The sequence below is a fragment of the Dyella sp. genome, from assembly GCF_035508675.1.
Classification (GTDB): domain Bacteria; phylum Pseudomonadota; class Gammaproteobacteria; order Xanthomonadales; family Rhodanobacteraceae; genus Dyella_B.
On record NZ_DATJMN010000029.1, the window covers coordinates 1 to 22,573 of the forward strand.

Annotated in this window: 9 protein-coding genes; 3 read left to right on the forward strand and 6 right to left on the reverse strand. The window is 62.9% G+C overall.

The annotated features are described in order from the left end of the window. The 5 genes from VMA74_RS01580 to VMA74_RS01600 form a co-directional block, all read right to left on the reverse strand. Nucleotides 1-254 (reverse strand): LysR family transcriptional regulator (locus VMA74_RS01580; RefSeq protein ID WP_325364146.1); only part of this gene is annotated, 254 nt, incomplete at its 3' end. 115 nt (nt 255-369) lie between these two features. Beyond that, nucleotides 370-1,533, reverse strand: coding sequence for a PDDEXK nuclease domain-containing protein (locus VMA74_RS01585; RefSeq protein WP_325364148.1), 1,164 nt, complete (start codon nt 1,531-1,533; stop codon nt 370-372). Nucleotides 1,534-1,741: 208 nt separating this feature from the next. Further along, nucleotides 1,742-3,706 carry a S8 family serine peptidase gene (locus VMA74_RS01590; protein ID WP_325364150.1) on the reverse strand — a complete coding sequence of 655 codons (1,965 nt, stop codon included), beginning with the start codon at nt 3,704-3,706 and terminating at the stop codon, nt 1,742-1,744. 150 nt (nt 3,707-3,856) lie between these two features. Continuing rightward, nucleotides 3,857-12,193 (reverse strand): ESPR-type extended signal peptide-containing protein, encoded by an 8,337-nt coding sequence (locus tag VMA74_RS01595; protein WP_325364152.1) that lies wholly within the window; start codon nt 12,191-12,193, stop codon nt 3,857-3,859. A gap of 612 nt (nt 12,194-12,805) precedes the next feature. Further along, complete coding sequence (locus VMA74_RS01600; RefSeq protein ID WP_325364154.1) at nt 12,806-13,558, reverse strand: response regulator transcription factor; 753 nt, start codon at nt 13,556-13,558, stop codon at nt 12,806-12,808. A 132-nt stretch (nt 13,559-13,690) separates the two neighbouring features. Here VMA74_RS01600 and VMA74_RS01605 point away from each other — a divergent pair, with 132 nt between their 5' ends. From VMA74_RS01605 to VMA74_RS01615, 3 genes are all read left to right on the forward strand, one after another. Then, nucleotides 13,691-16,375: a M1 family metallopeptidase gene (locus VMA74_RS01605; RefSeq protein ID WP_325364156.1), complete on the forward strand. Its 2,685-nt coding sequence runs from the start codon at nt 13,691-13,693 to the stop codon at nt 16,373-16,375. Nucleotides 16,376-16,437: 62 nt separating this feature from the next. Beyond that, nucleotides 16,438-17,283 carry a peptide chain release factor N(5)-glutamine methyltransferase gene (gene prmC, locus VMA74_RS01610; protein WP_325364158.1) on the forward strand — a complete coding sequence of 282 codons (846 nt, stop codon included), beginning with the start codon at nt 16,438-16,440 and terminating at the stop codon, nt 17,281-17,283. Between the two features lie 115 nt (nt 17,284-17,398). Beyond that, a complete protein-coding gene (locus VMA74_RS01615) occupies nt 17,399-19,711 on the forward strand; it encodes a TonB-dependent receptor (protein ID WP_325364160.1) in 2,313 nt (770 codons plus the stop codon). An 86-nt stretch (nt 19,712-19,797) separates the two neighbouring features. On the opposite strand, the gene VMA74_RS01620 is transcribed toward VMA74_RS01615, so the two are convergent. Next, nucleotides 19,798-22,398: an MMPL family transporter gene (locus VMA74_RS01620; protein ID WP_325364162.1), complete on the reverse strand. Its 2,601-nt coding sequence runs from the start codon at nt 22,396-22,398 to the stop codon at nt 19,798-19,800. Nucleotides 22,399-22,573: the final 175 nt, after the last annotated feature.

The window sequence follows — 22,573 nt, forward strand, 5'->3', positions numbered from 1 at the left end:
GTGCGCTGCGCAATGGCCTTGATCTCGTCGATTTCCGATAGCACGCCGCGCGCGCGGCGGGCGATCTCGCGCCCCGTCTCGGTCAGCAGCACCTTGCGCGGCGTGCGTTCCACCAGGGCCACGCCCAGTTCGTCTTCCAGCTTCTTGATCTGGGTGGAAAGGGTGGGCTGGCTGACGAAGCAGGCTTCCGCGGCGCGGCCGAAGTGGCGGTGCTCGGCGAGGGAGACCAGATAGTGAAGATCGCGCAGGTTCATGGCGAACTCAGTAATAGATGATGTCTATAAGTATTGCGGTAATAATCGGCTTTAGCAATGCAAGGTGTTTCGCCGGGCGCAAGAATGCGGGGCGCTCAAAAAGAGCGGAACACCCTTATCTCTTGCGCGCCTTGCGACGCATCGCACCGCGAGATTCGAGCCGGCGCTGCGTGTTCTCCAGTTCCTTTTGCAGCACTTCGGCATCCGGCAGCAGCGTCCGGTAGTTCGCCGCCATCACCTTGCTGGGCAAGCCTTCCAGCGCATACCGCGCCAACGCGTGTCCCTTGTGGGCGCAAAGGATCAGACCCACTGGCGGGTTCTCGTCGGCAAGCGTCCAATGTTCCTTCGCGTAGTTGCAATACAGGTGCATCTGGCCCACGTCGGCATGGGTCAACGCGCCGAGCTTTACGTCGATGATGACGAGGCAGCGCAAGCGCCGATGGAACAGCAGCAGATCGACCCGATACCAGGTCTGGTCGATGCGCAAGCGACGCTGCCGGCCGACGAAGCTGAAGCCGTCGCCGAGTTCGAGGAGGAAATCTTCCAGCTGTTGGATCAAAGCCTGTTCCAGGTCGGATTCCGAATACTCGTCCTTGAGGTCAAGGAACTCCAACACATACGGGTCTTTGATCGCATCGTCGGGTGTGACGACATCCGCTGGCTTCGGCATGGCGCCCTTCGCCAGCATCGCCGCCTTGTTCTTCGATAGCGCCGTGCGTTCGTAGAACTGGTTGTTGATCTGCCGGTCGAGCTGGCGCACGCTCCATCCGCCGCGCAGGGCTTCGGCTTCGTAGAACTGGCGGGCGTGTTCGTCCTTAACCGACAGCAGCCGCACATAAGTCGACCACGGTAGCGTGAAGAGCTGTGCCAGTTCGTCGAGCCGCCTGAGGCGGATCGGCGCTACTTCGGAATGCTCTTGCGACAACGTCGGGAAAGATTCGCCAGACAGTGTCTGGCGAATTGGCCAGGTCAGGAAGAACGACCGCATCTGTTGCAAGTTCTGGCGACTGAATCCACGACCAAATCGCCGGGTGAGGTCGCTCGCCAGTCGTTCGATCAACTGCTCGCCGTAGCCGGCACGTCGCTTGCCCTGTTGTTCGGCTTCCACGATGCGGCGGCCGATCTCCCAATAGCTCGCCGTCATTAGCGCATTGACACTGCGCGCCGCGGCATGGCGTGCAGCGTCGAGCAGTTCGACAATGCTGTTGTGAATGCCTGCGTAGCCGGCCGGCAAGGTGGCGAGGGTTTTCCCCGTCGGCGGACGTGCTTTCTTGCTCATGCGGTTACCTCCACGAAACGCGATGCGCTGGTAATCGTCTTGCGCCGGCTCGGCACTCGTTCGGCCACCTCATGCATGGGCTCGTCCTTGGTGTGGACATTGCTGTGTCGAGTGCTGGCGCAGTCGCGTGAATTACCGGACTGAAGTCATGAAACAAAAAGAACCCCAGCTGATGGGCTGGGGTTCTACACGCGACCAACGCGTGCAATTACAGCTTGTAGTCGGCCAGTACGGACAGGTTGTCGGTGGCGCTCTCGCCGCCGACCACAAGGATGTAATACGTGGTCGCTTCCGGTTTTTGCAGGACGACGGCTTCGTTGTTACCGGGCTTGGCCGATTTGAAATCGGCATCGCTGCCATCGGTGGCCGGTGAACGGTCGGCTTTGACGTACAGCGAAACATCACCGCCGCTGCCGCCAATGGTGCGGATATTCAACGTGGTCGCACCCGCCGGCACGGTGATCGAATAGCGAACCGCGGCACCCGCGCCAACGGTCTGGCCGGAGAGGATCACGCTCTTGGTCAGCGTGGTGCTGGGATCGTTGTCGCCATCGCCGGGGTCGCCGTCGCCACCGTTCACCGCCAGGTTGATGGCAGCTGCAGCGTCAACGATGCCGGCGCCGATGACGTGATCCTGGGCCACCGGGAATGGACGCGCCGACTCGGTGAGGATGGTCTTGATCGCGTCGGGGGAGGGTGCCGGCATGCCGGCTGCCTGCGTGGCGCTCAAGATCATGGCAACCGTACCGGCAACGTGCGGCGAGGCTTGCGAGGTACCGGCATAGCCGGCGTAGTCCGGTGTGCCCGGCGTGGTCTCTCCGTCATTGAGGGCCGAAAACACGAAGCCTTCGGTAACAGGCTGGCCGGAAGTGCCATCGTTCGGGTAGACGCCGCCACCCGGCGCCGACAGGGTGACGCCGGTGCCGTAGTTGGAATAGAACGCCCGCTTGCCGGTGATACCGTTGGACGCCACTGCGATAACGCCCGCGCAACTGGCCGGCGTAAAGCCGGAGACATCGGCCGCACTGTTACCTGCCGATGCGATCACCGTAACGCCCAGGCCGAGGGCCTGCTGGATGGCGAGGTATTCCGGCGAAGTCGCGGTGCATTGCTGCGCACCGCCAAGGCTCATGTTGATGACCTGAGCCACGTGCGTATTGTCGGGAATGCCGTCCACATGGCCGCCCGATGCCCATACGATGGCATCGGCGATGTCGGACTCGTAACCGCCACAATGACCGAGCGCACGCAACGGCAGCACTTTCGCATGGTAGGCAATGCCCGCCATGCCCGAGCCGTTGTTGGTGAGTTCGGCCACCGTGCCCGAGACATGCGTGCCGTGCCAGCTGCTGGGTTCACCGCCTCCGGCGGCGACGCAGCCATCGCTCGCGGTATTCCACGGTGCCTCGTTGGTCCAGTCACCCGTATCCCAGCCGCCAGGCACTCGTCCATCGGTGCTACGCCCCGAGATGTAGCCATCGGAGATGAAGTCGTAGCCAGCGTCGGCCAGCGAGGTGTCGATATCCGGATGATCGGTGATGCCGGTGTCGATCACGGCCACCGTAACACCGGTGCCATCGGCCAGGTCCCAGGCATTGTTGATGTTGGCGCCGCCGATGGCGTTCGAGAAATGCCACTGATAGGTGGCATAGCCCGGATCATCCGGTGTGAAGGTTTGCGGTTGCGCGTTGGGGCGTTGCCTTACCGCAGTTTCCAGGTTGGCTGGTGCGCGGAAATCCTTCACCGCCTGCAGGAGCAAATCCGGTTGAACGTGGGCAACGGCCGGATCGGCCGCGATTTGCAACATCAGATTATTGGCTTCGTTCTGGCTGAGTTTGCGCGAGGTGCGAATCAGGTCGGAGCCAACGGCCAGCTTGCGCTGGTGGGTGACTGAAAGCGGCGCAATGTTGGCACCCGTCGAGGAAATTGTCGCGCGGTCCAGCCCTGCGCGGCCGATCGCGGCTTTCACATTTTGCAACGCGGCCGTACTGCTGCCGCGCTCGGCGCTGCCGTCGCGATAGGTGACGATGAAACGGCTATGGGTCTGGTTTGCGTCGGCGACAGCCGTCACCTTGGTGTCGGGTGACGTCGGTGCGTTGGCGTGAATGGCTGGCATGGCCAAGGCCAAGGCAGCCGCGATGGCGTTGTTGCAAAAGGAACGAAATGACTTCATGCGTGGATCCTTGAAGAGATGTCCCGGGTTATCCGCGTCCCAGGCGAGTGGGTGGGCGATATGTCATCACCCGGTTACTGCCTGCCGTGAACGGCAGGGCGAGTAGAGGAAAAGCAGCCTCTTCCCGCATCGGGAAGAGGCTGCAATGCGTTACCAGCCGAAGCTGACGCCGACCGTGCCGCTGGACTCGCCGCCGCCGGCGACGGAGCCGCCGATCAGCAGTGCACCGTTACCTGGCAGGCGACGGGCAAAGCCCACGGACAATGCGTTCTGACCGCCGTACGTACCCGCAGCGGCACTGACGCGGTTGTCGGTGCCAGGCGCGGCAGCGATCGCACCTGCCATGCCCGCCATCGCCGCACCCATGGCGCCAACGCGGCTGATGCGCTGGTTGACGGAGTGGAACTGCTGATTCACCGAATCCTTGAAGGCGTTGAAATTGTCGTTGGTGACAAGATTCGCGACCTTGCTGTCGGTATAGGCATTGGCGCTGTTGAGCGTCTGTTGGGCGCTGTTGTCGGCATAGGCTTGCGCAGCTTCGATGGCGCTTTGCGTGGCGGCCGTCATCTGGCTCACGTTCACCGCATCGGTGGCTTGCGTACCGGCGGCCACGTTGGTGATCTGGCGTTCGTCACCCGCGCTACCCACGGACACGGAGTTGTCCCGGTCCGCCACCGAGCCCGCACCGAGCGCCACGGCGTTGGAACCGGTGACCTCGCTGCCTTGCCCGATCGCGGTGCCGGTGGAACCGGACGTGCTTGCACCTGCACCCAGGGCAGTGCCGCCGTTGCCGCTTTGCACGCCGCTGTTTTCACCGATGGCGACCGTTTCGCCGCTCACCACGCCGGGGATGCCGGTGCCGCCGCCGACGGAGGCTTCCAGTGTGCCGACACGACCATTCAAGGACGAGACCGCGCTGTCCAGTGCACCGAAGGCATCCCCAACGTTGCGGTATTGACCTCCCTGGATGCTGTAGATCGGCGCAGTGATCAGGCCGTTGGCTCCGACCGCGGCGTTGCCACCGAGGGTGTCAATCGCCGACTTGTACTGATCGAAGTTCACTGCCTGACCGGAGTCCATGCCCGCGGCAACGTTGGCGACGGTGGTGCCATTCTTGCCATCGCCCAGAGTGACAGAGCGCCGGTTGCTGCCCTCGTCGTAAGCCACCGCCGAAACAGTGCTGCCATCCGCATTGACCAGACCGGCCTGCTTGAGCTGGGCCACGTTGACCGCATCGGTGTCTGCGGTGCCGGCTTTCACGTTGGTGATCTGGCGTTCGGCATTGACGCTTCCGACCGACACCGAATCGGCACGATCGGCGAGGCTGCCGTTGCCTAGTGCGACGCTGCCTGCTGCTGTTGCTACGCTGCCGTTGCCCAGGGCAACACTGTCAAAGGCAAGGCTCTTGCTATTGGCGCCCAGTGCAACGCTGGCGTTGGCGCTTGCCACGGCGGAGTAGCCCACCGCAAGGCTCTCGGTACCGGAAGCTGTGCTTTTCGCGCCCAACGCCACGGATCCATCGGCCACGGCCTTGGCATTCGCACCGCTGGCTACCGACCTCGTGCCGCTGGCGACGGCGTCGTCCGTGCCGTCGTTGTTGCCATCGGCCTTGAAGTAACGGTTGGCCTGTCCGCCGGCATTGGCTACGGCATCGTTCAACTGATCCACGTTGACGGCATCGGTGCCTTCGGTACCCGCGGCAACGTTGGTGATCTGACGATCGATCGCCTTGTAGGTCGTACCATCCGCCCCATGCCAGTCGTGGGCGGCACCCACCGAGACTGCATTCGCCCGATCGGCCAGCGAACCTTGACCCAGCGCTACGCTGTTGTCGGCCGTAGCCCAGGCATTGGCGCCGAGGGCCACCGAGTTATCGGCAAGACCGTAGCTGTTGTAGCCAAGTGCCGTCGCCATGCTGCCGGTGGCCCAGCTTTCCGTGCCGATAGCCGTGCTGTTTGCGCTGGCAAGCGTGCTGATACCTACGGAAACACCGCCGTTGTCGGCACGACTATCCGTGCCAAGCGCCGTCGCGAACTTACCCGCCTGGGCGCCGGCGCCCAACGCACTACCTGCTTCGGCGGCACTGCTGCTGGCGCCCACCGCGATCGCACTGTCGTCGGCCGAAGCCAGGTAGCCCATGGCGACACCGCTGGTGCCGTTCACGTGCGACAGGAAACCTACCGACGTGCTGAACGGTTGAGAGGTCTGCGCCAAGCCACCGATCGCTATCGATCCGAAGCCCTGGGCATTACTGGACGCACCCAAGGCAATGCTGAAGTTACCCGCCGCTACGCTGTCATGACCCAAGGCAATGGAACTGCTGCCGAAGGCCGAGGCCGCGTAGCCAGAAGCAAGGCTGTAGTCGCCGATGGCATCTGCGCTGCTGCCGAACGCGGAAGCGCCATCGCCAAAAGCGTTGCTTCCCGAGCCTGCAGCGGTGGCGTACTCACCCGTGGCAACGGCATCGTCGTTAGCATCGCCGGTAGCGGCGAAGTAACGGGTGGCCGTACCAACATTTTCGGCCAGGGCATCCAACTGCGACTTGTTCACCGCATCGGTAGCCTGCGTGCCGGCTGCTACATTGATGATCTGACGCTCCGCTCCGGCACTGCCTACCGAGACCGAGTCGTTACGATCGGCGACAGAAAAGGCACCCAATGCGACGGCATTGCTACCGGTGACTTCGCTCAGCTCACCGATAGCGACGCCGCTATCGGTGAGACCGCCGCGTCCTGCGCCGGCACCCAGTGCGATCGATCGGCTACCCGGGGCAGTAGACCCGATGCCGATAGCCACGCTCTCCTCGCCGATGGCGCTCGTCGCGCTGCCGAGGGCGATTGCTCCAAATCCTTGAGCTGCCGCGGAGCCGTAGTTAATGGTGTGATGGATATTGTCGACAAAGCCGGCGGTGCTACCGATGGCGATGCCGGCTGAATTGGCAACCCACGATTGCGCGCCTATGGCGATGGCACTGGGTGCGTTGGCGTTAACGGCCGCCAGCGTGCCAAAAGCGATCGAACTGATCGAGTTCTGGCCTACGTAGGCGCCGAGACCCATGGCGGTGCTGGCGTTGGAACCGATGTCGACCGTGCCGCCATTGAGCGCCATCGAATACACACCGTTGGCGGATGAATTGGCGCCTAGAGCGGTGGTATGGAGGGCGTTGGCCTGAGCGTTTGCTCCTATCGCTACGCTGGATTCGCCAAGCGCCGAACTGTTGTAGCCCACTGCAGTACTGAAGTTGCCGAGGGCGTTGGCGCTGCTGCCGAAGGCGGAAGCATAGTCCGCGGCGGAGCTGCCCGAACCGGCAGCGGTGGCGTAGGTGTCGCTGGCGACGGCGTCGTCGGTACCGTTGCCGGTAGCGGCGAAGTAATGGCTGGCTGAGCCAACGCTATCGGCGAGCGCATCCAACTGCGACTTGTTCACCGCATCGGTGGCCTGCGTACCTGCCGCCACGTTGGTGATCTGACGTTCCGCGCCGGCGCTGCCTACCGAGACCGAGCTGTTGCGATCGGCCACGGAGAACGCGCCCAGCGCCACGGCGTTGCTACCGGAGACTTGGCTCAATTCGCCGATGGCGACGCTGCTGTCGGTAAGTCCGTTGCGCCCGGCGCCAGCGCCCAATGCAACCGAACGCGTGCCGGCAGACGCGGCGCCGGAGCCGATGGCAACGCTTTCCTGGCCGGTGGCGTTGGTGGCCGTGCCCACTGCGACGGCGGCTCTTCCATCGACACGTGCCGAGCCGTTGTAGATCGTGTCGGTGGTTTGATCGTAGAAGCCGCCGAACGTGCCGATCGCGGTGGCGTTGGTGTTGTTCGCCTTGGCGCTGGAACCCAATGCAATGGCGTCGTGGGCGTTATCGCTTACGGCAGCCAGTGCGCCGACGGCCAGCGAGTTGTAGCCGCTCACGCCCACTGCGGAGCTGGAACCAAAAGCCATGGCGCCATTGGCGAAGTTGTCGACACTGCCGCCGCCCATGGCAACCGAGTAGCTGCCATTGGCGACCGAATCGGCGCCGATGGCGGTGGCGTACAAGGTGTTGGCCTGCGCGCCGGGGCCTATGGCAGTGGTGAAACGGGAGCCGGCTACGGCGTTGGCGCCGATGGCGACAGCATTGCTCCCGTTGGCCGTGGCGTTGTCGCCCATGGCCAAGGTGCTTTGCCCATTCGCATTGGCGCGATAGCCGAAGGCCGAGGCGTTGTCACCGGACGCCGAACTGCTTGCGCCGGCCGCGGTGGTGTGCGCGCCATCGATCAGTGCATCGTCGAACAGGCCGTTGTCGCCGCTGGCCTTGAAGTACTTGTTCGTTTGTGCGCCGGCGTTGGCCACTTCATCCAGTTGCGACTTGTTCACCGCATCGGTGGCTTGCGTACCGGCTGCCACGTTGGTGATCTGGCGTTCGAAGCCCTCCACGCCCACCGAGACAGTGTTGTCTCGAGTCGTTACCGATCCCGCTCCTAGGGCGACGGAGTTGGCAGTGTAATTGTAGGCATTTGCACCTAGCGCCACGCTGTTATCGCTGCCAGCATGCGCGCCCCCGCCGATGGCAATGGCATTGCGTCCGTTGGCCTGTACAGGGTCCAGGAAGGTGAATTCGCCCGGCGCCGGCACGTACGTACCGCCCAGTGCAATGCTGCCATCGCCAGACGCGAGGGCCGTTCGGCCGATCGCAATTGCATGGGCGCCATTGCTGTTCGCCAACGAGCCCAAGGAAACACTGGCTTCGCCGCTCGCCATGGCATCTGCGCCGATTGCCGTGGCATCACTGGCGGCTGCGATGCTGCCTACACCCAAGGCGGTGGTGAAATCACCTGCAGCCGTCGCGTAGGCGCCAAACGCCGAGGCATAAAAGCCGTCAGCGTAGCTTTGCGCACCGAAGGCGCTGGTCTGCTGGCCCAGTGCGCTGCTTCCATAGCCGCCGGCCGTGCTTTGTTCACCCGAGGCTTCGGTATTCATGCCGAGCGCCGTTGAGCGATTACCGGTAGCCAGCGACTCTGCACCTATCGCTACGGTGCCGACGTCAGTGGCTTTGGCATTGGAACCCAGCGCCGCGGAGAAAGCGCCACTCGCACCAGCATGCGCACCCACGGCGATACCGTTGACGCCGCTAGCAACGCTGTCGGCGCCGAACGCTACCGCTTCCTTGGACGTTGCATTGCTATTCTTGCCCACGGCAACCGACCGATCGCCACCGGCGTAACTGGAACTGCCTGCGGCGACCGAATAGTCGCCTTCGGCAATGGCGTCATCGAATACGCCCACGCCTTGATCACCCGTCGCCTTGAAGTACTTGGTGGCTGTGCCGACGTTGCTGGCCACTTCATCCAGCTGGTTCTTGTTGACCGCATCCGTGCCTTCCGTGCCGGCGGCGACGTTGGCGATCTGGCGCGTGATGGCGTCGTGTGACATGCCGTCGCCATCGGTCCAGGCCGAGGCAGCGCCGACCGAAACGGAGTTCGGACGGTCGGCATACGAACCCGAGCCGAGCGCCACGGCATTGTCGGCACCATAGGCGACGACGCTGCTTTCGCCGATGGCCGTACCATGGTTGGCGACGCTGAACGAATTGGCGCCGACGACCGTGCTGTTCGGTGCTACCTCGTCAGCGATGCTGCCGGCACCGACGACGGTGCTGCGATAGCTATTGGCCTCTGCGTTGGAGCCGACGGCGGTTATTTCATCCACCACGTGATAGCTGCCGGCACCCGCGCCGACAGCTGTTGCGTTGTCACCTAGCGCCCATGCGCCAGCACCCGCAGCCAGCGTGTTGTAGCCCGTGGCCTTGCTGGCTCCGCCGAGCGCGGTGGAGAACATGCCGGTGGATTGGCTCGCCCAGCCCAACGCGACCGTGCCTAGACTGTCCGCTTGCGCGCCTTCGCCGATGGCGATGCTGCGAACACCATTGGCCTGGCTGCTCAAGCCGACGGCGATCGAAGCCCAACTGCTGGAGATGCTGTTGGAGCCGATGGCAATCGCGTTGTAGTACGAGGCGGAGGCCGAGTCACCCAGCGCCAACGATTGTTCGCCGCTGGCCAGTGCGTTGGCACCGATGGCGGTAGCGTGCGAGCCTGTGGCCCGGCCGCTGCTGCCGACGGCGATGGCGTAGTCGCCGGAAGCAATGGCCGCATCGTACGGGAGCACGCTCTGGTTGCCGCTGGCCTTGAAGTACTTCGAGGTGCCGGTGGCGACGTTGGCGACGGCATCCAACTGCGACTTGTTTACCGCGTCGGTGGCTTTTGTACCGGCCGCCACGTTGGTGATCTGGCGCTCACTGCCGGCGCTGCCCACCGACACGCTGTTGGCGCGATCGGTGGTCGAGAATGCGCCTAGCGCGACCGCATTGTCGTGGCTGGCCACTGAGCCCGCACCCAGCGTGGTGGTGTAATCCCCCGAGGCTGTACTGCGGCGACCCACGGCAGTGCTGCGCTCGCCATCAGCCAATGCTTGCGAGCCCAAGGCGGTTCCACCATTGGCTGCGTGGGCGCTGTTGCCAATCGCTACTGACAGATCGCCTTCGGCAAACGCATAGGCACCGCTGGCAACGCTGTTTTCGCCTGCCGCGATCGCGGAATCAAACGGATCGACGATGTCACCCTTCTGGCCTTGCGCTTTGAAATAACGATTGTTCCGAGTAGCGCCGGCCACTGCATCGTTCAACTGGTCGACGTTGACGGCATCGGTGCCGTCGGTGCCTGCTGCAACGTTGGTGATCTGGCGTTGGTTGTCCGCGCTGCCCACGGAGATGCTGTTGAGGCGGTCTGCGTAGGAGTTGGCACCCAGGGCAACGCTATTGTCGGCCGCGGCCGTACTGAAAGCGCCCAGGGCAACACTGAAATCGCCGGCTGCGGTGCTGAAAGCGCCGTTGGCGACGCTGGCTTCGCCGTAACTGCTGGCTCTGAAGCCGGCAGCCAGGCTGCCGGCGCCAATGGCAGTCGCGGCGCTGCCCACGGCGGTTGAACCGGTGCCGAAGGCTGTGCTCAACGCACCAAGGGCAGTCGCGGCCTGGTCACCTTCAGCCGATGCGCTGGCACCCAGGGCCGTATTGCCAAAACCCGCGGAATAGGCGCTTTGTCCCACGGCGACGGATGCATCGCCTTCGGCGATGCTGTTCTGGCCCACGGCGGTGCTGCCGATGCCATAAGCGATGGCCTCGTTGCCCATGGCGGTGCTGGCGTTCTGCGCGGCCCAGCTGTCGGAGCCGACGGCGACGGAGAGGTCGCCATCGAGTTTGGCATCGTCACTGCCATCCTGCTTGCCGCTGGCCTTGAAGTAATGCTGCGCCTCGCTGACGTCGCCAGCCAGCGCATCCAGCTGCGACTTGTTGACCGCGTCGGTGGCTTCGGTGCCGATGGCGACGTTGGTGATCTGGCGTTCCGCGCCGGCACTGCCTACGGATACGGTGCTGGCGCGATCGGCGATCGAGTAAGCGCCCAGCGCAACGCTGTCCGCGTTTTGGGCTTGGGCGCTGACGCCTAGTGCGGTCGAATCCAGCCCAAGCGCATAGCTTTGCTTGCCGAAGGCCGATGCGTTTTGCGCCAGCGCGAAGGCATGGCTGCCCACGGCAACGGAATCCTCGCCGTAAGCCCAGGCCCGATCGCCGACGGCGGTGGCGCTGGTAGCCATGGCCCTTGTCGAGAAACCCAGTGCGACGGAATTTGTACTTCTTGCTGTGGCATAGGCGCCTTCGGCCAACGCAAAGTTGCCGGTGGCTTCCGCGCCGATGCCGGTCGCCACGCTGCTATCGCCGAATGCCTTGCTTAGCGTGCCACTGGCGGTGCTGTAGTTGCCTAGCGCACGGGCGCCACTGCCAGTGGCCGAACTTGCGGTGCCTTCGGCGCGGCTGTTATCGCCCAGGGCGGTGCTGCCGTTGCCGACCGCGATGCTCGATACGCCAACCGCCGTGCTGTTGTTCCCGCGGGCACGGCTGTTAGCCCCGGCGGCTGTCGCTTGCGTGCCCGTTACGCTGGCATCGTCGCTGCCGGCGCTGCCGACCGATACGGTGTCGGCGACATTGGCGATCGAACCATTACCCAGCGCAACGCTGTTGTTTGCCGACGCATCGCTGTTCTTGCCGATGGCGATGCTGGATGTTCCGGATGCGTAGGCATCGTGGCCGAAGGCGATGCTATCGTCGCCATGCGCTTGCGCCGAGTAGCCGAATGCCGAGGCGTAATCGCCGCTGGCGAACGTGCGATTGCCGATCGCGGTGGAGAAATTGCCCGGCGCTTTAGCCTGCGCGCCACAGGCAAAAGCGTTCGAGGCGGCGACGGGTTCCTGGCCGGCCACGAATGAGCCTTCGCAAACATCCGCATGCGCGATGGAGGGAAGCAGTGCGATGGCGACCAGGGCGGCCAACGTGTTGCGCAGAAGCGAGGTGCTGCACGGTTGGCTGCCCTTGCCGATCACCACGTTGCTGCTGGCCAGCTCGGACGCGACCACGACGGCGCCCATCGAAGCATTCCAAACCTTGCTGTAGATCTTATTCATGACTTGGTCTTTTCTCCATGTTGTTAGGCCGCAACCTATGCATCTCGATGCGACGCTGAATAACGGGCGATTCATAAGCGCCGTAGCGCGGTCTGTTCCCCGTGCAACCCATGTCGATGACGGTTCATGACACGGTCGCGCAGCGTTGAGCATCCGTTCACGCGTAGAGGTGTGTCACGCACACAAATACACGGAATATCACCGTGTTATTCGAAATATCACGCTTTATCACATCGAGACATGTCGCCGACGAAGACACGCGCATGCCGCGAAAATGGCGTTGCGCTTGGCTTGGGAAGAAAGGGCGTTGTGGGTGTTGCTCTCTCGGACAAAGTGGGTGGGATATCGAGAGAGAATGCTTGCGAGTTATCTGACAAGATGTACTGGAATAGGCTCGCGCTTTCAGAGTTGGTTGCCGTCAACGCAGGAATTTTTGCTGGCAATGCGTCGGCAATCTTGTTTGTGCCTGCGTTCGTCCGCGAGATGGGTATGGCGATGTTGGGGTTCGCGTACGCTCACCACCAACCTACGCTTCGGTTCCGGCTTAAGTTCGGAACATCGGATCAAGTTCGGGGTAGGCCCTGCACGCAGGAGGGGCGTTTCGGATGACCGCTACGCATTGCAAAGCAACAGGTAGCCTTTGCTGCGCACCGTGATGAGTGGAAGCGCTTGCCCTGTTTGTGCGGACACTTTCCGGCGCAACCGATAGATGATCATTTCCAGGCGATGCGGGTCGGAGTGATAGGCGTCCTGGATCAGCGCATTGGCGAGCGCTTCGCGTGATACGGGGTCATCGCCGGCGGCGACCAGGGTGGTGAGTATGCATCGCTCGCTGGCCGTGAGGGCAATCACCTGGTCATCCGGCGACACGAATCGCCAACCGCCAGCGTCCAGCCGCCAGCACGCGGGGGAAGGTTGGTGATTGGCCTGACTGCGTTGCAACCCCGGCGTGGCAAGCCGGCGCGCGAGGTTATGCAGCGTGGCTGCCAGCAGGTCCGCATCGACGGGCTTGATCAGATAGGCATCCGCTCCGTGTTGAAGCGCCTGGATGTGATGATCGCGATGCGCCCAATCACTGAGGATGACGATGCCGACGTTCAACGTTGCACGCAGATGTTGCGCGACGGAAAGTCCATCATCATCTGGCAGATGGATGCCAAGTACGACAATATCGAACTGCTGCGTAAGCATGCGCCGGTAAAGTTCTGCTGCGCTCGCCATGCCGCGCGCGCTGAAGCCTCGCTCGTGAAGTGCGCGCAACAGCGTGTTGCGATGGGATGCCTTGTCCTCCAGCACCGCGACGCGGATGGCATGCGTAGGTGCATGGGATATCAGCGGCGGAAGGTCCCTCATCAAGATGCTCATCAATCGCCCCTCCTGCCGCCAAGCTTAGGCGAAGAAGGCAGCCATCCATCAGAGGACTATGCCTTTTGGTACTGTGGCAGAGTGCCTACACTGCCTGGCGTGAATGCTTTTGTTGGCCGTAGGGAGCCCCCCATGCACTATCTGGTTCGTTCGCTTGCCATGCCGGCGCTCGCTGCATGCTGCAGTGTGGCGCTGGCGTCTGCGCAAGTTGATCGGGCGCCCCGTGGAAAGTTGCCCAGCTGGGCCGTGCCGTTGGCTTACAAGCTGGCCTTCAAGGTCGATCCTGCGCGGCAGACATTTTCCGGCACGAGCATCATCAAGGTGGATTTGAAGCAGGTGTCTAATTATCTGTGGCTGGATGGTCGTGGCCTCAACGTCTCCAAGGTCACCATCATGGATGCCGCCGGCCAGACTCACGATGGCAAATACGTGACCGTGGCGCTGAACGAAGGGGTATCGCGCATTGATTTCGGCAGGACGCTGCAACCACAGCAGCTCACGCTCACCATTGACTACAGCGCGCCGTTCAATCAGCAGCTAAAGGGCTTGTACAAGGTGAGCCATGCCGGTGTGCCGTATGCGATGACGCAGATGGAGCCGAGCAGCGCACGCTTCGCCTTCCCTGGTTTCGATGAGCCCGGTTTCAAGACGCCCTACGACATCTCGCTCACCGTTCCTTCCGATCTGGCGGCGGTGGCCAATACCAGGCAGATCAGCGAAACCGCAGCCGGCGACAAGTGGAAAACAGTCAGCTTCGCGCAAACCAGGCCGCTGCCGACTTATCTGGTGGCCTTCGCGGTCGGCCCGTGGGATATCGTCAATGGTCCGGTTATTGCGCCGGGGGAATACCGCAAAGGGGTATTGCCGGTGCGCGGGATTGCCGTGCATGGTGAAGGCCAGCGCATGCAGCGCGCGCTGAGTGAAACGCCGGGCATCATCCATGCGCTGGAAAACTACTATGGGTTCGGCTATCCGTTCGGCAAGCTCGATCTGCTCGCCGCGCCCGATTTGTCCGCCAGCGCGATGGAAAATCCCGGCCTGGTGACGTTCCGCGAGCGGCTGCTGCTGCTCGATGCGGACGCGGCGGCGAAGGATGTGCGCCATTCGTTCAACGTCACCGCGCATGAGCTGGCGCATCAATGGACCGGCGATACCGTTACCTTGGCGTGGTGGGACGACTTGTGGCTCAACGAAGCCTTCGCCACCTGGATGCAGCAGAAGGTCACCATGCAGGTGCATCCGGAATACCGTGCCGATCTTGATCGTATTTCCGGAGCCCAGGGTGCGATGCAGAATGACAGCCTGGTCAGCGCGCGCAAGATCCGCCAGCCCATTACCGGCAACGGCGACATTGAAGCCGCGTTCGACAATATGACTTATCGAAAGGGCGCGGCCGTGCTCGGCATGTTCGAAGGCTATGTTGGCGAGGACGCTTTCCGCAAGGGCATGCGCGCCTATATCCAGTCGCACAAGTTCGGCAATACCGTGGCGGCGGATCTGGTCAACGCCGTGGCGGCGGCGACGCATCAGGGCGAATCGTTCAAGCATGCGTTCAACAGCTTTCTCGATCAGCCTGGTGTTCCCTATGTGCAGACGAAGCTGGAACAGAAGGATGGCGAAACCATCCTGCACCTGGCTCAAAGTCGCTATTTGCCGGTGGGTAGCAGCGGCGATGCCCAGCGCGTGTGGGGTATTCCCATCTGTGTGCGCTACGGTACTGCTGGCGGCAGCAAGGTAGGCTGCGAGATGTTGGACCAAGCGATCGGTACGATGGTGCTTGCCGGCGCCAGCAAGCCGACCTGGGTGATGCCCAATGCCTACGGGCGCGGCTACTACCGCTTCGGCCTGACGAAATCGGAATGGAGCGAGCTTACCCGGCACATCGGCGCGCTGAGCGATACCGAGCAGCTTGCCTATGCCGACGGCGTCGCTGCCGGCTTCCATCATGGCGATCTGGATGCTGGCGACGCGCTCGCCGCGCTCAAGCCGTTGGCGGCTGCGCGCACGCGTGAAGTGGTGAGCGCGCCCTTGGCTACCGTGCTTTGGATCTACCGTCATGAGGCCACCACGGATGCGCAGCGTGCAAAAGTCGTGGCCTGGGTGAAGGATGCGTATCTGCCGCGGATGGAACAACTGGGCTATCAGCGCAAGCCTGGCGAAGCGGAGAGTGATGCAATTCTGCGTGGCACGCTGGCCCATGCGCTGGCGTTGGATTACAAGCTTCCAGAAGTGCGCGCGGCCTTGCTGGAGCAAGGCGATGCCGCGCTGGCCAGGACATCAGATGGACGTCTGAATCTGGCCGCTGCCAACGCCGATTTGCTCGGTGACGCCTTGGCCGTGGCGGTGCAGGCACGTGGCAAGCCAGTGGTCGATGCCTTGATCGCGCAGCTGCCGCAGACCACCGATCCGACCTTGCGCTACGCCATGCTCACCGCGCTGAGCGCTGCCGATACGCCGGAGCTGGCCGATCAGGCACGCGATTTCGCCTTGACCAAGCAGGTGAAAGTGGGCGAGATGGCGGCGATCCTGCGTGGCGGACGTGACACACCGCAGGCGCGCGACACCCTGTGGCATTGGTTCATCGGCCGCTACGAACAGGTGCTGGCCCGCACCGGCAGCTCCGCCAGCAGCCTTTTGCCCAGGCTGGCGGGCGGCGGCGGTTGCTCGACGGCCGAAGCAGATCGCTTGCAGGCGTATTTCCAGCCACGCCTGAAAGACCTACCCGGCGCAGCCCTCGACCTGGCGCAGACGCGCGAACAGACGCTGTTGTGTGCCGCGCTCAAGGCCAGGCAGGATCCTGCCGCGATCCTGCACTGATTCATCATCCCTTTCCCCAAGCATGGAAGGGATTCTTTACGGCGACTCGCCATCGGAACCTTATGCCGCACAACCACTCGCATCCCACCCAGCTACGTCAGGCACTCAGCGATGCCACGCAACGCCTCGGCGATCGCGTCGATGCGGAAGTGTTGCTTGCCTATGCCCTGAGCAAACCGCGCAGCTGGTTGATCGCGCATGCGGACGATCTGCTTTCGCCCGATCACGCCGCGGCCTATGCGGTGTTGATCGAACAGCGCGAAGCGGGTGAACCCGTGGCGTACATCACCGGTCGGCGCGGTTTCTGGTCGCTCGATCTGCACGTGACGCCCGCCACGCTGATTCCACGGCCTGAAACCGAATTGCTGGTGGAACTTGCCTTGGAACGCCTGCCGATCGACAAGGCATGCCGTGTGCTCGATCTTGGCACTGGTTCCGGCGCGATTGCCTTGGCCATGGCGCGCGAACGTCCGATGGCGCAGGTCGTCGCCACCGATGCAAGCGGCGACGCGCTCGCCGTAGCGCAAAACAATGCACGGCGTCATCACATCGGCAACGTCAGCTTTGCGCAGGGTGACTGGTTTGGCCCGCTGGATGATCGCCGCTTCGACGTCATCGTTTCCAATCCGCCGTATATCGAAGCCGATGATCCGCATTTGCAGCAGGGTGATCTGCGCTTTGAACCGATCAGTGCGCTCGCGTCGGGCCGCGATGGACTCGATGACATTCGTCGCATCGTGCGTGATGCCGGTCTTCACCTGGCGAGTGGCGGATGGCTGTTGTTCGAGCACGGCTGGCATCAAGGCGATATGGCGCGCTCACTCCTTCGCGACGCAGGTTTCGCGGAGCTTTCAACTGCGCGTGATCTTGAGCAACGCGACCGCGTGAGCATGGGACGCTGGCAATGAGTGGCACTTGGCATTCGCCGTAAAGTTAGGCGTAGACTGCAGCGACTGAAGGGGCCCGGATTCCAATCGGTGCATTCGGGCGTAAACACACCACGTTTACCCCGGATGTGCTGCCATGAATCGTCGTGTTGCCGCTGGTTCCATGCTTGTGCCGCGCTACTTGCTGCACGTGATTCGCCTGTTGCTGATCTCCCTGATCGCGCCTGCGGCGATGGCGCAGACCAGTACGCCACCTGCGGCATCGAGTGCGGCTGCACAACCGTCTTCAAGCCGCGACGAGCAACATGTGACCCTGAATGAAGTCATGGTGACGGCCAACCGCCGCCGTGAACCGGAGCATGATGTGCCCATGCACGTCGACACGGTGCAGGCCGCCACCTTGCAACAGCTCGGCGCGAAGAACCTCAACGATTACGTGTCGTATCAGCCCGGCGTGTTCTTCGCGAGCGCGGGCGGTACGGGGCAGGGTGAACTGGTGATGCGTGGGGTGTCGACGGGCAACCAGACCAGTCCCACCGTCTCGCTCTATATCGACGATGTGCCGGTGGGTGGCAGTACCGTGTATGCCGCTGCGGCGACGTTCCTGTTCGATCCGGCCCTGCTCGATCTTGATCACATCGAATTTCTGTATGGGCCGCAGGGCACGTTGTATGGCGCAGGCTCCATGGGTGGCCTGGTGAAATATGTGACGGTGAAGCCCGACCTTAGCGGCTTCTCGGGCAGCGTGGGTGGCGATGTGTCCAACACGAATCGCGGCGGTACCAGCTATTCCGAACATGCGTCGGTCAATCTTCCGCTGGTCAAGGATAAGGCCGCCGTGCGCGTATCCGTGGTGGATCAGCACATCACCGGCGTGTACCAGGCGGTAGGCGAGACACCGGCGGGCGGCGCCGATCGTACGCATACCAAGGGTGCGCGCGTGCAGTTGGAAGTCGATCCGACCGACAAGCTCACCTTGAATGTCACCGCCATGGCGCAAAAGATCATGGCGGATGGTTTGTCGATGGGTGATTTCAATCTGCAAGGGCAGCCCATTTCAGGCGGCCCGTATAACCGCGCGCTCAATCATCGCGAACCTTTCACGCAGACCTTGCAGCTGTATTCCTTCCACGCCGGCTATGACTTTGATTGGGCGACGGTGGACTGGATTACCGCGTACCAGGATTTCACCAATCACAGTGTGCAGGATTATCCGGATTCATTCCTGGGCTTGTTGAACGAGCTCGGACCCTTGTTCGGCGTGGATCAGCCGCTCAGCTCGCTGTACGTCGACTCGCAGTACACCGTGCACAAGACTTCGCAGGAGATCCGTTTTACGTCACGCAAGAACCAGACGCTCGATTGGCTGTTCGGGATTTGGCTGAACCGCGAGGATGTGTGGGAGCAATATGCGCTGCAAGGCGACAATCTGCCGCCGCCCGGCACCACGCCGCTGATTGCGCAGGCGGTCGATTCCCGCTTCGAGGAATACGCCGGCTATGGCGATCTCACCTGGCATATGCAGCCCACGCTGGATCTTACCGTCGGCGCGCGCGCCAGCGGCAATACGCAGACGCTGTCCAATTTTGAAGACGGTCCGTTCGCCGGCAGCCCGGGCGGCTTTCGCGAACACACGAAAAGCCAGGACGTGACCAAGATGATCACGCTGAGCTGGCGCCCCACCGGCACCGGCACTTATTACATGCGGGCGTCTACGGGCTATCGGCCGGGCGGTTTGCAGGCGCCGCTGCAGAGTACCTTGCTGGTACCCAATCCCAACGCCACCAGTACGTTCGGCTCCGATAACCTCGAAAGCTACGAGCTCGGCTACAAGGGCAGTTATCTGGATCACCATTTGAATGTGGGTCTGGATGGCTATGACATCGAGTGGCACCACATGCAGCTTTACACCTATACCCTGGGTAACACGATCATCCAGAACGCAGGCGATGCGCGCATCAAGGGCATCGAGATGCAGGGCAGTTATGCCGAAGGGCCGTGGGAGTTCGGTGCATCGGGTGCGTACACGGATGCGTTTACCGATAATGGCGCGCCGCAACTGGGTATCCAGCCCGATGCAAAGTTGCCGTATTCTTCGCGATGGGCGGGCACGCTGAGCGGCAAATACAAATTCATCCTCGCCGGCACGCATGCGTACATCGGCGCCGTGGTGCGCGGTTCCAGCCATCGCAATGCCGGTTTCGATGGCGACGCCAGCGACCCGAACTTCAAGCTGCCCGGCTGCATGTTTCTGGATCTGAACGTCGGCGTGACATTGCACAGCGGCGCGAATGTCGATTTCTACGTGCGCAATGTAACGAACCGGCAGGTGCCGATCGGTACCTTGAACGATGAAGCGGTGAATTTCCTCGCCACGGTAGGCGGACCGATGCTGGTGCAGATGTCGACGCCGCGGACGGTGGGGATGGCGTTCAATGTGCCGTTTTAATCAGAATGTGCCGCCTCCCCTACTGTCGCAGGGGAGGGTACGCATCCCGGTGATCTTTGGACCGCAGATGCGATTCCAGCCCACGCTCAATGCGCCGTCCCACTTATCTGCCTGGGCGGCTTGATCGCATACAACAACGCCGGCAGGAAAATAAACGTCGCCAGCAACACCGCCACCAGGCTCACCAGCAGCATGCTGCCCATGCTTGCCATGCCCAAGTCATGCGACAGCGCGAGCGAGCCGAATGCGGTGCCGGTGGTAAGCGCCGAGAACAGCACCGCGCGGGCGGACGCCGAGCTCACGAAACGCCGCATGCCGGCACGCCAGTTCATCACGAAGTACACGTTGAACGACACGCCCACGCCCAGCAACAGCGGCAGCGCGATGATGTTGGCGTAGTTGATCGCCATGCCCATGGCGCGGGCGAGCAGCGCGGTAAGCAGCGCGGACATGCCCAGCGTCAGCAACACGATGCCGGCGTCCTTGAGGCGGCGGATCACCAGCATCAACACGATGGCGATGGCGACGATGGCCAATGCCGCCGCCTGCTTGAACGCCTGCATGATGGTGTCGGCCGATGCAATCGTGGTGACGGCGGGGCCGCCTGCGTCCGGCGCCACGCGCTGGACGGCTTCCACGAATTTGCGCAGGCCGTTTGTGTCCTCTTCGTTGACGGTCGGCGACACCTGGATGCGCACCTGGCCATTCGGGCTGATCCAGTCGCGCTTGATCGATTCGGGCAGCGATTGCAGCGTCACGCCGTGGGCGTTCAAGGCATCGCGCAAGCTGTCCAGTTGCTTGGGCAGGAAGCGGCTCACTGCTTCGTTCATCATCATCAGCCGGTCATCCGGTGCCTTGGCAAGTTTTTGCAAGGCGCCTTCGATGCTATGCAGCGGCGAATCGGGCGTCATTTCCGGCTTGGCGTCGTTGATCGCGTCCAAGGTATCGTTGATGGCTGCGCGCAAGGCTTGCGGCGTGACCGGCGGCGCGGACGGATCGACATCCAGCGACGGCAGCATCAGCACCTGCGCCTGATTGAGCTGATCGAGCGACGCTTGCTGATCGGCCGGCACGAACGTCGCCCCCGAAATCACCTGGGATACTTCCGGCAGCTTCGATAGCTTGTCGGTTAGCGTGCGCGCGGTGTCCAGGTTGGGCACCATGATGTTGATGTTGAAGGGATTGGTGACCGGATTGTCGGCCAGGCTGCGCAGCGTGCGCATCGGCTCGGAATTCGGATCCTGCGTGTTGAGCGGGTTGGCGTCGAACGGCATGCGCACGCCCGCGACAAAGCCGGCGATGCCGAGGACGGCGAACACGATCAGCACCGGCTTGTAGTAGCAGTGCAGGAAAGAATCGAGTTTCGGGCCGAACGGCAGCGACAGTTCCTTGCTCTGGCGCGCGGGCTTGGCCAGGCTCAGCAAGGCCGGCAGCAAGGTGAGCGTGCACAGCAGTGCGATGCCCATGCCCACGCCGGCGATGGTGCCCAGTTCGGCCACGCCGACGAAGTTGGTGGGCGAAAACGCCAGGAACCCGCACGCGGTGGCGGCGGCGGCGACGGCGATCTGGCTTCCGGACACGCGCGCGCCCTGGGCCAGCGCCACGTCGATGTCATCGTGCAGCATGCGCTGCTCGCGCAAGCGCACTGCGAACTGGATGCCGAAGTCCACCGCCAGGCCCACGAACAGCACCGCAAACGCTACCGAGATCACGTTCAAGGTGCCCACCGCCAGTGCGGCAAAGCCGGTGGTAAGCGCAAAGCCGACCAGCAGCGTGATCAGGATCGGCACGATGCGGCGGAGCGAATGCATCGCCAGGTACAGCCACAGCGCGAGCAGGAGCAGGCTGACCACGGTGCTGGCGACGATGCCCTTGGTGAGCGCGCCGAACTGCACGTCGGCCAAGGCGACCGAGCCGGTGTAGTCGACACGCACGCGACCGGCCTTGACGTCCGGCAAGTCTTTGGCAATGCGCTCCAGTGCCTGGGTCGCGGCCAGTCCGGGCTGCAACGAGCCTTCTTCGAGCACCGGATGGGTGAGCACGAAGGTCGCATTCTGCGGCTGCTGCGTGACGTCGGAGCCGAGCAGGCTTTGCCACGACAACGGGGTGGGATGGCCGTCGGCGGCGTTGTTGAAGACTTTGGTGAGCTGATCCAATGCCGGTTTGTACGGGGTGAGGTCGGCATGCTGGATGCGCACCCCCGCGGCCATCAGCGATACGCCGTTCAACAAACCACGCGCCGAGGGATCGGCCGCCAGCGGACCGAGCAGCGGCTGCGCGTTCATCAGCGAATTGAGCATCTTGCTCAAGTCGTCCGGACCGAGCAGCAGCAGGCCTTCCTGGCGGAAGAACGGATCGGCGTCGGGCCGGTTCACATCGATGAAGTGCTTTTTGTCCGCTTCCAGCGCCTTGGCCAAGGCGGCGGCCGTTTCATCGGATTCCTCCGGGGTGGCGCCACGCACCACCACCGCCAGCACGTTGTTGAACTGCGGAAACTCCTTGTCGAACGCCATGGCGTGCTGACGCCACGGCAGCGTCTTGGCAAAGAGGTTGTCGGTATCGGTATCCACGCCCAGGCGCCCGGCGGCGATCCACACGCTGACGCCGGCAAGTGCGAAGAAAAGCAGCACCACGGCCACGGCGTAGCGTCGGCAGAACTGGACGAGGCGGACAATGAACTCGGTCACGGGCCGGGCGGCTCCTCTGGCCTTGTATGAAAAACGTTAAGGATAGTGCATCTCGCACAGGTTTCCCTTAGGCGCGGGTAACTACCCCATACGTTTTGGCGTGAAAGAGGCGTGGAATGTGCGCATGGGTGGGGCGAAGATTCCGCTCAAGTGCAGGTTGGCGGTGAGCGCATGC